A 12,827-nucleotide genomic window follows, 5' to 3' on the forward strand; every position below is an offset into this window, starting at 1 on the left:
TCTTCGCGCTCAATTCGCGTGGGCACCGGGCCGCTGGTTCAGGAAGCCTGTTCCTGCGTGTCGAACAATTCGAGGAGCTGTCGCTTGATACCGGCGACCGTCGGCGCCTGGAAAAGCCGGCGCAGGCCGATACGGACTCCGGTCGCCGCCTCGATACGATTGACGAGCTGGATGGCGAGCAGGGAATGACCGCCGAGTTCGAAGAAACCGTCGTGGACGCCGACCCTTTCGGTGCCGAGCACGTCGGCCATCACGTGCGCGATCTCGGCCTCCACGTCGTCGCGCGGCGCGACGAATCCGGCGGTGGCGTCGCCGTCGCCCCCGGGTGCCGGCAGCGCCGCGTGGTCGACCTTGCCGTTCCGGTTGAGCGGGAGTTCCGGCAGGATCACGAACGCGGACGGCATCATGGCGCGCGGCAGCCGCTCGGCCGCCCAGCCGCGCAGCGCGCCGACGTCCACCGTGCCGCCGGGTGCGGGCACGCAGTAGGCGGCGAGCCGCTTGTCGCCGGGGGCGTCCTCGCGGACGACCACCGCGCACACGCCCACCGCGCCGTGCGTGAGCAGCACCGCCTCGACCTCGCCGAGTTCGACGCGGACGCCGCGCAGCTTCACCTGGCGGTCGATGCGGCCCAGCAGGTCGAGCTCACCGTCGGAGGTGAAACGGCCGAGGTCGCCGGTGCGGTACATGCGGCCGCCGGTGAACGGGTCGGGCACGAAGCGCTGTGCCGTCAGCTCGGGCCGCTCGTGGTAGCCGCGTCCGACGCTCGCGCCGCCCAGGTACACCTCGCCCAGCACGCCCGCGGGCACCGGACGGCGGTCCGGGTCGAGGACGTACACGGTCTGGTTCGCCATGGGCCGGCCCGCGAGGACCGGGCCCTGCGGGTCCGTGCGCGACGCCCGCCAGTACGTGGTGTCGACGGAGACCTCGGTCGCGCCGTACAGGTTGACCAGGTCGCCGGGGAAGCGGTCGACGTAGCGGCCCACCAGCGTCGGCTGCAGCGGCTCGCCGCTGGCGAAGGCGTAGCGCAGGTGGGCGCAGTCCTCCGGCCGCACCCGGGAGACGAACAGGTCCAGCAGACTGGGCACGAAGTGCAGGCCGACCACGCGGTGCGCCCGCATCAGGCGCGACACCCCGGCCATGTCCAGCCGGTCGGAACCGGGCACCAGGACGACGGTCGCGCCCTGCCACAGCGGCCAGAAGATCTCGTACGCCGACACGTCGAAGGACAGCGGCGTGGCCTGGAGGAAGCCCTCGCCCGGGGCGAGCGGGAAGGCGTGCTGCATGCCGGCGAGGTAGTTCACCACGCCGCGGTGTTCGACGCGGACGCCCTTCGGCCGGCCCGTCGACCCGCTGGTGTAGATCAGGTAGCACAGGTCACCGGGGCCCGCGACGGGCTCCGGGGCGGTGGCCGGCAGCGTGTCCGGCAGGTCCGCGGCCCGGTCGACGGCCAGCAGGTCCAGGCCCGCCGGCAGCAGAGCGGCGTGCGCGGTGTCGGTGACGACCAGCGGTGCGCCGGAGTCCTCCACCAGGTACGCCAGGCGCTCCGCCGGGTGCTCCGGGTCGAGCGGGACGTAGGCCGCACCGGCCTTCAGGATGCCCAGCAGTGTCCACACCATGGCGGGGGAGCGCTCCAGGCACACACCCACCGGCACGTCCGGTCCGATGCCCGGTACGGCGCGCAGCCGGTGGGCCAGCCGGTTGGCGTGCTCGTCCAGCTCCCGGAAGGTGAGCGTGTCCGTGCCGCAGACGACGGCGACCGCGTCCGGGTCCAGTGCCGCGCGCTCCTCGAAGAGCCGGTGCAGCGTGGCCGCCGCCGGGACCGGTGCCGCGGTGTCGTTCCACTCGGTCAGGATGCGGTGCCGTTCGTCCGCGCCCAGCATCTCCAGCTCGGACAGGGCGCTGTGCGGACGGGCCGTGGCCGCCGCCAGCAGGTTCTGGAAGTGGCCGGCCAGGCGGCGCGCGGTGGCCTCGGTGAACAGGTCGTCCGCGTAGACGACCGCGCCGTCCAGGGTGCCGTCGGCGGCCTCCGCGAGGTACAGCGACAGGTCGAACTTGGCGTCGCGGACGGGCATCTCGACGGGTTCCGCGGACAGGCCCGGCAGGTTCCAGGCGTCCGCGCCGGGCGTGTTCTGCAGCGTGAACAGGGTCTGGAACAGCGGGTTGCGCGACAGGTCGCGGTCGGGGGCGAGTTCCTCCACCAGGCGTTCGAAGGGGAGGTCCTGGTGGTCGTAGGCGCCCAGCGCGGTGTCCTTGACGCGGTCGAGGAGCTCGGTGAAGGCCGGGTCGCCGGACAGGTCGGTGCGCATGACGAGGGTGTTGACGAAGAAGCCGATCAGGTCCTCGGTCTCGGCGCGGTTGCGGCCCGCGATCGGGGTGCCCACCGCGATGTCCCGCTGTCCGCTGTAGCGGGCGAGCAGCAGCTGGAAGACCGACAGCAGCGTCATGAACAGGCTCACGCCGCTGTCGGCGGACACCGTCCTGGCGCGTGCGGCGATCGCGGCGGGCACCGAGAACCGGACGACCTCGCCCTTGCCGGTGCGCTCCGCCGGCCGTGGGTGGTCCGTCGGCAGTTCCAGTGGCTCCAGGGCGTCCAGCCGGTCCCGCCAGTAGGCCAGTTGGCGCTCCAGCGTCCCGCCCGACAGCCAGCCGCGCTGCCACAGCGCGTAGTCGGCGTACTGCACCGGCGGCGGCGCGAGGTCCGGTGCGGCGGGCCGCGCGCCGAGGGCCGCCGCGTACAGCGCGGACAGCTCGCGCACCAGCACGCCCACCGACCAGCCGTCGAAGGCGATGTGGTGCACGGTGACCGCCAGGACGTTCTCCTCCTCGGCCAGCCGCACCAGCAGCGCGCGCAGCACCGGGCCGGCACCGAGGTCCACCGGGCGCAGCCCGTCCTCGCGCAGGACCGCCGCGAGGGCGTCCTCGCGGGCCGCGGCGTCCCCGGCGGCACGCAGGTCCCGCACCGCCACCGTCACCGGCCCGGCCGGGTCGATCAGCTGGACCGGGGCGCCCGCGCCGTCCGTCCCGAACCGGGTGCGCAGCATCTCGTGCCGTGCCACCAGGGCGGTGAACGCGGTGTTCAGGGCGTCCACGTCCAGTTGGCCGCGGACGCGGAAGGCGAACGGCATCAGGTACTCGGCCCGGCCCGGCTCCAGCTGGTCGAGGAACCACAGCCGCTGCTGGGCGAAGCTCAGCGGCGGCGCGGTGCCGTCGCGCGGCACCGGCACGATCCGGGACGTCCCGGCGTCGTCCAGGTCCGCGACGGCCGCGGCCAGCAGCGCCGGCGTCGGCGCGCTGAACAGCGTCCGCACCGGCACGTCGACGCCCAGCCGCCGGCGCAGCCGCGACACGACCTGCGTGGCCAGCAGCGAGTGGCCGCCCAGTGCGAAGAAGTCGTCGTCCACGCCGACCGTGTCGATGCCCAGCACCTGCGACCAGACCGCGGCCACCGTCCGCTCGGTGTCCGTGCGCGGAGCGGTGTACGCGGCGCCCAGGTCGGGGCGGTCGGAGGCGGGCGCGGGCAGGGCGCGGCGGTCCGTCTTGCCGTTCGGGGTGAGCGGGATGCGGTCCAGGGGCACGAACGCCGCGGGCACCATGTAGTCCGGCAGGTCGCGCTGGAGGTGGGCGCGCAGCCCGCCCGCGTCGACGGGCGGGTCCGCCACCACGTACGCCACCAGCCGCGGCATGCCGGGCGTGTCCTCGCGCAGGACGACGGTGGCCCCGGTCACGCACGGGTGGCTCAGCAGGGCCGTCTCGATCTCGCCCGGCTCGATGCGGTAGCCGCGCAGCTTGACCTGGTTGTCGGCCCGGCCGACGAACTCCAGCCGCCCGTCCGCGTGCCACTTGGCGAGGTCGCCGGTGCGGTAGACGCGCCGCGGCGTCCCGTCCACGGTGACCACCGCGAACTTCTCCGCGGTCAGCTCCGGCCGGCCCAGGTAGCCGCGGGCCAGTCCGGGACAGGCGATCCACATCTCGCCCGGCACCCCCACCGGCACCGGCCGGCCGTGGCGGTCCACCACGAACACCTTCGCGCCGGCGACGGGGCGGCCGATCGGCACGTGGTCGCCGGGGCCGGTGATCCGGGCGGTCGTGGCCTCCTGCGCGGCCTCCGTCGGTCCGTAGCCGTTGACCAGGGGCACGGAGGTGTGCCGGAACCACTGCCGCACCTGTTCGCGCTGCAGCGCCTCGCCGCCGAGCCGGACCAGCCGCAGTTCCGGGCCCAGCGCGTCCGGCCCGTCGAGTTCGGCGGCGAGCGCGCCGAACGCCGACGGGGTCAGCCAGGCCACCGTCACCCCGTTGGTGCGCAGCGCCTGCGCGAGCCGGCCGGGGTCCCAGGCCTCGTCGCGCAGCACCAGGGACGCGCCTGAGGTGAGCGGTGCGAACAACTGCCCCACCGAGGAGTCGAAGGCGATCGACGCGAACTGCAGGACCCGGTCCTCGTGCGTGAGCCCCAGCTGCCGGCGCGTCTCCCGCATCCGCGCCCGCAGGGCGCCGTGGGTGATCTGCACGCCCTTGGGACGGCCAGTGGAACCGCTCGTGTAGATCACGTAGGCGAGGTCGTCCGGGCCGGGCCGCGGCACGCAGCCGCCGGGCGGGCCGGCGGGCAGGTCCGCCGGCCAGGAGCCCTCCAGCAGCAGGCACGGCGTGCCGGCGGGCAGCCGGCCGGTGTGCGCGGACTGCGTGACGATCAGCGGTGCGCCGCAGTCCCGCACCATGTGGGCGAGCCGGTCCGTGGGGTACGCCGGGTCCAGGGGGACGTAGGCGGCGCCCGACTTGAGGATGCCGAGCAGCGCGCTCACCATGTCGGTGCCGCGGTCCAGGCACACCGCCACCAGCGTCCCGGGACCGGCGCCGCGCTCGCGCAGCCGGCCGGCGATCCACTCGGCCCGCGCGTCCAGCTCCCGGTAGGTCAGGTGATCGGTGCCGCAGGTCACGGCGGGGGAGTCGGGGCGCTGCGCGGCCCGCTCCTCGAACAGCCGGTGCACGGTCAGCGCGTCCGGGGCGTCGGCGTCGGCGCCGTTCCAGTCGGCCAGGACCTCCTGGCGCTCGTCGGCGGTCAGCATCTCCAGCGCGGACAGCCGGGCCGTGGGGGTGCGGGCGGCGGAGGCGAGCAGGGTCTCGAAGTGCCCGGCCAGCCGCACCATCGTGGCCTCGTCGAACAGGTCGGTGGAGTAGACGATCGTGCCGTCCAGCGCCCCGTCGGCGGCCTCGGCGGCGTAGAAGGTGAAGTCGAACTTGGAGTCCTGCGCGACCACCTCCAGCTGCCGGACGCCGAGCCCGGGCAGGTCCCACGAGCGGCTGTCGGGCGTGTTCTGCAGCACGAACATGGTCTGGAACAGCGGGTTGCGGGACAGGTCCCGCCGGGGTGCCAGCTCCTCCACCAGGCGTTCGAAGGGCAGGTCCTGGTGGTCGTAGGCGCCCAGCGCGGTGTCCTTGACCCGGTCGAGGAGCTCGGTGAACGTCGGGTCGCCCGACAGGTCGGTGCGCATGACCAGCGTGTTCACGAAGAAGCCGATCATGTCCTCGATCTCGGCCCGGTTGCGGCCCGCGATCGGGGTGCCGACCGCGATGTCCTCCTGGCCGCTGTAGCGGGACAGCACGAGCTGGAACACCGCGAGCAGCGTCATGAACAGGCTCGCGCCGGTGTCGTGCGCCAGCCTGCGCGCGCCGTCGGCGGTCCCCGCGGGGATCCGGAACGTGAGCATGGCGCCGTTGCCGCTGCGCCGCGCCGGACGCCTGCGGTCGGTGGGCAGCTCCAGCGGCTCGGTGCCCGCCAGCCGCCCGCGCCAGTAGTCCAGCTGCCCGTCGAGCACGTCACCGGTGAACCACTCGCGCTGCCAGACGGCGAAGTCGGCGTACTGCAGGGGAGGTTCGGGCAGACCGTCGGCGGCTCCCGTGACGTGTCGCGTGTACAGCGCGGTCAGTTCCCGCGAGAGCACGCCCGCCGACCAGCCGTCGAAGGCGATGTGGTGGACCGTCAGCGACAGCAGGTGTTCCTCGTCGGCCAGCCGGATCAGCAGGGCGCGGACCACGGGGCCGGTGGCGAGGTCCATGGGCCGGAAGCCCTCGGTGTCCACCAGCGCGGTGGCCGCCTCCTCCCGGGCGGCGGCGTCCCCGACGCCGCGCAGGTCGTGGACGGCCAGCGGCAGCGGCCGGGGGGCGTCGACGACCTGGCCGGGGTCGCCGTCCCCGTCGGTGACGAAGCGGGTGCGCAGCACCTCGTGCCGTGCCACCAGCTCGGACAGCGACGCCTCCAGCGCCGGCACGTCGAGGGGGCCCTGGACGCGCAGTCCCATGGGGATGAGGTATTCGGCGCGGCCCGGCTCCAGCTGGTCCAGGAACCACAGCCGGCGCTGCGCGAACGACAGCGGCAGGGGACGCCCGTCCCGGACCGCGGCGCGGATGACGGGGACGTCGTCGGGGGCGCCGGCACCCGGCAGGCCGGCCACGGAATCCAGGTCCGGGAGATCCGCGTCGACGGACTCGAACAGCCGGCGGGCCCTGAGCAGGGCCTCCTCCGCGAGGAACGACGCCACGGCTGCGACCGTCAGCGGTGACGGTACCGTCCGGGCGCACAATTCCGAACCGAATTCCTCCGCGACCCGGCGGGCCATTTCCGCCGCCTGGTCCTCGGTGCCGCCCAGCCGGAAGAAATCGCAATCCGCTGTCGTCACCTCGGTGCCCAGCACGGAACCCCACACCGCGGCGATGCGGGCCTCGGCCGGGGAAAGGCCCGGTTGCGCCGTTTCCCGCCCGTGCGCCGGGGCCACCATCGGATTCGTAGTCATGCTCCACCAGTTCCTCGTCGTCGGCCGTAACGCAAGGCCCTCGGATACTCAGCCGAATTCGATGCTGGCAGAGCGGTCCTGACGAGATAACTGGTTACTTCTGCCCGCCGGACCTGGTCACTTCTACCCGTGGTCCGTGGTCCGTGGTCCGTGGCCGCGTGCGCCCGTGGAGGGCGCACGCCCCCGCCCGCGCGGGACGGCTGCCGGCGGTGCGCGACGGCCGTACGGGAAACGGGGGACCGGCGCGGGCCGGGCGGGTGGAGCGCCACGGCCTGCACCGGTCCCCCGTCGCGCCGGTCAGGCGGCGGCGGTCATCGAGGGCTCGCCGGGCACGGCCTGTCCGGGCGGGTGCGCCACCGCGCCCCCGGTGTCGTCGGCGCCGGACGCCGTCCGCTTGCGCATGCCGGCCCACTCCCGGCTCGTGCCGGGCACCACGATCGCGACGAGGTACAGCCCGCCCACGATCCACAGCGCCCCCGACGTACCGGTCACGGTCACCAGGGCCGCGCCCAGCAGTCCGCCGAACGGGATGCCCGCCCAGGTGACGGCCTGCGCCATCGTCTTGACCCGGCCCAGCAGCGGCGTCGGGATCAGCTCGTAGGTCACGGCCCCCACGATCGGGTTGACGAAGCCGGACCCCAGGCCGCCCACCGCGAGCACCGTCAGGACCAGCCACAGCGGTGCCCCCGCCGCCATCGCCGCGAAGCGCGGCACCCCGCCCAGGGTGAAGCCGATCAGGTAGACGGTGCGCCGCGGCAGCCGCTCGGCCACCCCGGCGGCCGCCAGCGCGGCGACGATCGACGTCGCGGCGAAGACGCTGACCACCAGGCCGACGGCCTCCGCGCCGTTGCCCGACTCCTTCGCCCACACCGGCAGCAGCACCGACATGAACGCCTGGTCGAGGAGGTTGGTCATCGCCAGCATGCCCACGATGGACCGCAGCAGCTTCGCGTCGCGCAGGAACGCGGCGCCCTGACGCAGCCGGGTGAGATAGCTGTCGGCCTCCTCGACCGGCGTCTCGTGGGGCTCCGGCACCGGATCGCTCAGGGTCGTGGAGACGACCAGCGCCGACACCGCGAACAGCGCGGCGGTGACCCACAGCGCGTACAGGCTGCCGAAGGCGGTGACGACCACGCCCGCGAGGGCCGGTCCGACGGTGGTCGCGGTCCGTTCGACCGCCGCCGACAGACCGGTGCCCCGCTCGATGGGCACGCGGGCCGCCCTGGTGGCCGACGGCACGAAGAGCCCCTTGGCGCCGTTGGCCGGCCCGTCGGCGGCGCCGACCACGGCCAGCAGCGCCAGCAGCAGTCCGAAGGACAGGTGCCCCGTCAGGTACAGCAGCGGTGCGGTGGCCATCGCGACGGTGGAGGCCAGGTCACCCGCCACGCTGATCCGCTTGGGGCCGAGCCGGTCGATGACCGGGCCCGCCAGTGCCTGCGCGATCACGTACGGCACGATCTGGCAGAAGGCCACCAGACCGGTCTTGCCGACGCTCCCGGTCGTGGTCAGGACGAACCAGGGCAGGGCGATCGACAGCACCCGGTTGGCCGACAGGGCCGCCGCGTTGGCCGAGAGCATGCCGACCAGGCCGCGCAGGACCCGCGGGCCGGTCTCCGGGGCGGCCGGGGAGGGCGCCGGTGCGCTGCTGTCCGCCGCCGTCGTGGCGGCCGTGTGCTCAGGGGGCATCTTTCTCACTCCGTGTCGGTGGGGTGGGTGACGTGCCGGTCCGTGCCGGTGGGGAACAACTGGAACTGGAACGCGACCCGCGCCGCGCCCTCCGGGAGCGGTGAACCGGCCGGCGGGGAGGCGGAGGTGCGCCGCCGGAGCAGTTCGTGGATCTCCGCCATCAACTCCTTGGCGCCGGCCGGGGTGAGTGACAGCGCGTAGTCGCCGAAGTCCTGGGCGTCGCGCCACTCGGGCGGGAGCGAGGGGGTCGTGTCGATGGCGGCCGTCATGGCCTCGGACCAGACCCGGCCGAGCGCCTGCAGGTAGACCACGCCGAGCCCGTCGCCCTCCTGCAGCGCCTCGTCGTCCGGCACGACGGTGTTGGCGTGCGCCGCCTGCCACCACCGCTCGCGGCGCCCGCCCCGGGAGGGGGCCTCCACGATGAAGCCGTACTCGGCGAGCTGGCGCAGGTGGTAGCTGGTCGCGCCGGTGTTGTGGTCCAGCCGCCGGGCCAGCGTGGTCGCCGTGGCCGGGCCCTCCGTCCGCAGGATCGTGAGGATCCGCACCCGCAGGGGGTGGGCGATCCCGCGCAGGTTGCGGGCGGTCAGGTGCACTTGGGACGGCTGCTCCGGAAGTTCCATGCCGTTCACGGTAGATGACACAGAAGTCTTTGCATAGAAGTCTGTGCACAGATTTCCGTGCAGTACGGATGTGCCACGGCGCGCCGCTCCCGCCCCGGGCGGGCCCACGGAAACGGGTCCGGGCCGGACGCGGTGGTACCGCGTCCGGCCCGGACCCGTGGAAGAGCGGTCGGGCGCCTGGGGCCGCCCGGGGCGTCTACCAGCCGACGGCCACCATCAGCCACTGCGGGTCGCCGTGGGAGACGAAGGACGATTGGCCCGCGACGTCGTCGTAGGGGAAGCCGTAGGCCAGGTGGCCGATGGCGTTGTCGTGCCAGAACTCGGCGTAGTAGTTGGCGGGTGCCGCCTTGTAGAACTGGGCCGGGTCGGCCTGTTGGGAGGACGGCAGCGTGGCCACGTGGCGGTTGAGGGCCGCGCACATGTCGGGGTTGCCGGCCAGGGCGGCGGCGCAGCCGAAGATGTCGGACGTGGCCGCGTTGACGCCGACGGACCGGGCGTAGGAGGTGAAGTAGTCGGCGTTGGCGCCGCCGGCGCGGAAGCTCGGGTCGCTGCCGGGCGCGATGATCCGGTACGGGGCCTGGGTCCGGGCCAGCACCTTGAACTGGTCCGGCACCGCGTCGATGAACCGCTGGAAGGTCGTGGCGCGGTCCTCGGCGAACGTCTGCCGGTTCTCGCCGACCTCGACGTCGTAGCCGTCCTTGGCGTGCAGCCGCATGGCCAGTTTGAGGCCGAAGGCGTCGACGCGGGTGGTGTTGCCGTTGAAGACGCCGTTGCCGACCGTGAACTCGATGAAGTCGTAGTAGGGGCTGTTGGGCGAGCCGAGGTAGAAGTACATCCGGCCCGCGGAGTTCGCCGGCATGTCCAGGTAGGGCTGTTCGGCGATGGAGTGGACCTGCCCGTTGAAGCTCCAGTACACCTGGCTGTCGGGGTACTTGCCGTTGGTGCGGTTCAGGATCTTCACTTCGACGGCGTTGCTCGCGGGGGGTATGTCGCTCGTGCTGCCCCAGAAGTCGTCCGGCGGAGTGGTGGTGCCGCCGGGGCCGTAGACCTGGAACTCCCACAGGGAGTACCCGTAGGCGGTGGCCCGTGCCGTCGCGTAGAGGCGCACGTAGCGGCCGCTGCCGGTCACGCCGAGGTTCTGGGTGCCACCGGTGGCGGTGGTGGTGGAGTACAGGGTGGTCCAGGTCCGCGCGTCGGTGGAGGTCTGGATCTGGTAGGCCTTCGCGTAGGCGGCCTCCCAGTTCAGGGTGAGGCGGGTGAACTGCTGGACGGAGCCGAGGTCCACCTGGAGCCACTGCGGGTCGGCGAAGGCGGAGGACCAGCGGGTGCCGGGGTCGCCGTCGACCGCCGCCGTCGCCGGGAAGGCCGCGCTCTCGCTCGAGGAGGCCGTGGCCGGCCGTCCCTGGGACAGCACCTGGTCGGCGGCGCGCGCGGATGACGGCGCCAGGGCGGCGAAACAGGCCGCGAGCAGGATGACGACCGCGCCCAGGGCCGTGCGGGAGCGGGCGCGGTGGGGCGATGGTCTGCGCACGAGTGCGCTGGGGGAAGTCTGCACGGGATCTCCGGAAGCCGGGTCGGCATACGTGGGGGATGGAGCGGAAGCACGCGTGAGAGCGCTCTCTCCGGGTTGTATCCCCATCTCTGTCCGGCGTCAACAACTGAAGCCGTATTCAGTGCGGTTGGTGTTCCGGGCGCGTTACGACGCTGGCAGTGCCGGCAGGGGGGCGCGCGGGGACCGGCGCCCCGTTCGGGTCCCGGCCGGCCGGTCGGGAGCGGGACGCCGCAAGCGTTCACTACTTGACGTGGGCCGGCGGCCGGCGTGGGGCGGACCCGGTCCGGTGGCGGCCGGCAGCGGTCGCGCCGCCACCGGGCGCCACGCGTTTCGGCGCGGAGTCGTGCCATCGTCCCATATGGTTGACTCATTATCTTTTCTCTGTCGGTCGAGGGTGTCCTTTCCGTCCTGGAGTGCTTGCTTGCACCTCCCCTCCCTTCGTAATGGTTGATGTGTCATGTAATTGCAGTTAAATTGGTTGAGCTTTGAACGAACTGCTTCGGGGCTCCGCGCGAGATCGGGAGAGCGTCATGGGACAGCTTGACGGTAAGACCGCCGTCGTCACGGGTGGCACCAGCGGTATCGGGCTCGCCGCGGCGCGCCGGTTCAGCGAGGAGGGCGCCCGCGTCTACGTCACCGGACGGCGCAAGGAGGCCCTGGACGAGGCCGCCGCGCTGATCGGCGGGGCGGTGACCGCCGTCCGGGCCGACAGTGCGGACCCGGCGGACCTGGACCGGCTCTACGCCGCCGCCGCCGAGCGGGGGCACCGCGTCGACGTCCTGTTCGCCAACGCCGGCGGAGGCGAGTTCGCCACCCTCGAACAGGTCACCGAGGAGCACTTCGACGCGACGTTCGACACCAACGTCAAGGGAGTGCTGTTCACGGTGCAGAAGGCACTGCCGCTGCTGAACGAGGGCGCCTCGGTGATCCTGACCGGATCCACCGCGGCGACCGTGGGCGATGAGGCGTTCGGCGTCTACGGGGCGTCGAAGGCGGCGGTACGGTCCTTCGCGCGCACCTGGGCCAACGAACTGAAGGGGCGCGGCATCCGCGTCAACACCCTCGTCCCCGGCCCGATCGAGACGCCCGGATTCAACGGGCTCGCCCCCGACGACCGGCAGGCCGCACAGCTGCGGGACCAGCTGGCGGGCACCGTGCCGCTGGGACGCATGGGCCGGCCGGAGGAGATCGCCTCCGCCGCCCTGTTCCTGGCGACCGCCGAGAGCAGTTTCATCGCCGGCGCCGAGATCCACGTCGACGGCGGCGCCAACCAGGTCTGACCCGACTCACGGCCGACCGGTCGCACGGGCGGCCCCACGCGCCGCGCCCGGCCGCGGGCGACGCGCCGGCCTTCCGTAGGGTGAAACCATGAGTGCCGAACCCCGCTGGCTGAGCGGGACCGAGGAACAGGCGTGGCGCGGGCTGCTGCGCATGCACGACCTGTTGGTCAGCCGCGCCGGCCGGTCCCTGCAGAGCCGGTTCGGACTGTCCGGCACCGATTACACGGTCCTCGCGGAGCTGACGCGCGCTGCGGACGGACGGCTGCGGATGTCCGAACTGGCGCAGGTCCTGGGGTGGGAGAAGAGCCGGTTGTCCCACCACCTCACCCGCATGGCCAAGCGCGACCTCGTCGCCCGCGAGGAGTGCGCCGACGACCGGCGCGGAGCGTTCGTGGTGGTCACCCCGCAGGGCCGGGCCGCCATCACCGCGGCCGCCCCCCACCACGTGGCGGACGTCCGGCGGTACTTCCTCGACCACCTCACCCCGGGTCAGATCGCGTTGCTGGGGGAGATCGCCGAGCTGGTCGTCCGGAAGAACGGCGCCGAGGACTGACGTCCCTTCGCCGGACGCCTCCGTCCCGGGGCGGGAGCGGGGGACCGTCCCGGCGGACGTCAGGCGATGCCGCCGTTGGCGTGGAGGACCTGGCCGTTGACCCAGCGCCCGGGACCGGCCAGGAAGGCGACGGCCGCGGCGACGTCGTCCGGGGGTGCCGAGGCGTTCGAGGGGGGCGGCGGCGATCCGTGCGACCAGTTCCTCGCCCTTGTCCTCCAGGAACAACGGCGTGGCCGTCGGGCCGGGCGCCACGGCGTTCACGGTGACGTCCCGCCCGCGCAGTTCCCGGGCGAGGATCAGCGTCATGGCCTCGACCGCCCCCTTGCCGATTCCTCGCGTCGCGGGCCCGCG

The 12,827-nt window shown here is 73.4% G+C and carries 6 protein-coding genes and 1 pseudogene; 2 read left to right on the plus strand and 5 right to left on the minus strand.

Annotation, left to right across the window (positions count from 1 at the left end):
• Window positions 1-38 precede the first annotated feature (38 nt).
• From QQY24_RS26850 to QQY24_RS26865, 4 genes are all read right to left on the minus strand, one after another.
• A complete protein-coding gene (locus QQY24_RS26850; protein WP_301975289.1) occupies window positions 39-6,785 on the minus strand; it encodes a non-ribosomal peptide synthetase in 6,747 nt (2,248 codons plus the stop codon).
• Between the two features lie 297 nt (window positions 6,786-7,082).
• Window positions 7,083-8,471, minus strand: coding sequence for an MFS transporter (locus QQY24_RS26855; RefSeq protein WP_301975290.1), 1,389 nt, complete (start codon window positions 8,469-8,471; stop codon window positions 7,083-7,085).
• A gap of 5 nt (window positions 8,472-8,476) precedes the next feature.
• Window positions 8,477-9,091, minus strand: coding sequence for a transcriptional regulator (locus tag QQY24_RS26860; RefSeq protein WP_301975291.1), 615 nt, complete (start codon window positions 9,089-9,091; stop codon window positions 8,477-8,479).
• A gap of 196 nt (window positions 9,092-9,287) precedes the next feature.
• Window positions 9,288-10,646: a beta-1,3-glucanase family protein gene (locus QQY24_RS26865; protein ID WP_301975292.1), complete on the minus strand. Its 1,359-nt coding sequence runs from the start codon at window positions 10,644-10,646 to the stop codon at window positions 9,288-9,290.
• Window positions 10,647-11,173: 527 nt separating this feature from the next.
• Between QQY24_RS26865 and QQY24_RS26870 the strand changes: the two genes are divergently transcribed.
• Window positions 11,174-11,923 (plus strand): SDR family oxidoreductase, encoded by a 750-nt coding sequence (locus QQY24_RS26870; protein WP_301975293.1) that lies wholly within the window; start codon window positions 11,174-11,176, stop codon window positions 11,921-11,923.
• Between the two features lie 88 nt (window positions 11,924-12,011).
• A complete protein-coding gene (locus QQY24_RS26875; RefSeq protein WP_301975294.1) occupies window positions 12,012-12,476 on the plus strand; it encodes a MarR family winged helix-turn-helix transcriptional regulator in 465 nt (154 codons plus the stop codon).
• Window positions 12,477-12,535: 59 nt separating this feature from the next.
• Here the strand turns inward: QQY24_RS26875 and QQY24_RS26880 are convergent.
• Window positions 12,536-12,800: pseudogene (locus tag QQY24_RS26880) on the minus strand (SDR family oxidoreductase); the annotation flags it as partial.
• Window positions 12,801-12,827 lie beyond the last annotated feature (27 nt).

Source organism: Streptomyces sp. TG1A-8, from assembly GCF_030499535.1.
In the GTDB taxonomy this organism is placed as follows: Bacteria; Actinomycetota; Actinomycetes; order Streptomycetales; family Streptomycetaceae; genus Streptomyces.

Bases quoted from the DNA above. Each gene is read 5' to 3' on its own strand.
- QQY24_RS26850 (WP_301975289.1), bottom strand. From the start codon at position 6,785: ATGACTACGAATCCGATGGTGGCCCCGGCGCACGGGCGGGAAACGGCG.
- QQY24_RS26855 (WP_301975290.1), bottom strand. From the start codon at position 8,471: ATGCCCCCTGAGCACACGGCCGCCACGACGGCGGCGGACAGCAGCGCA.
- QQY24_RS26860 (WP_301975291.1), bottom strand. From the start codon at position 9,091: ATGGAACTTCCGGAGCAGCCGTCCCAAGTGCACCTGACCGCCCGCAAC.
- QQY24_RS26870 (WP_301975293.1), top strand. From the start codon at position 11,174: ATGGGACAGCTTGACGGTAAGACCGCCGTCGTCACGGGTGGCACCAGC.
- QQY24_RS26875 (WP_301975294.1), top strand. From the start codon at position 12,012: ATGAGTGCCGAACCCCGCTGGCTGAGCGGGACCGAGGAACAGGCGTGG.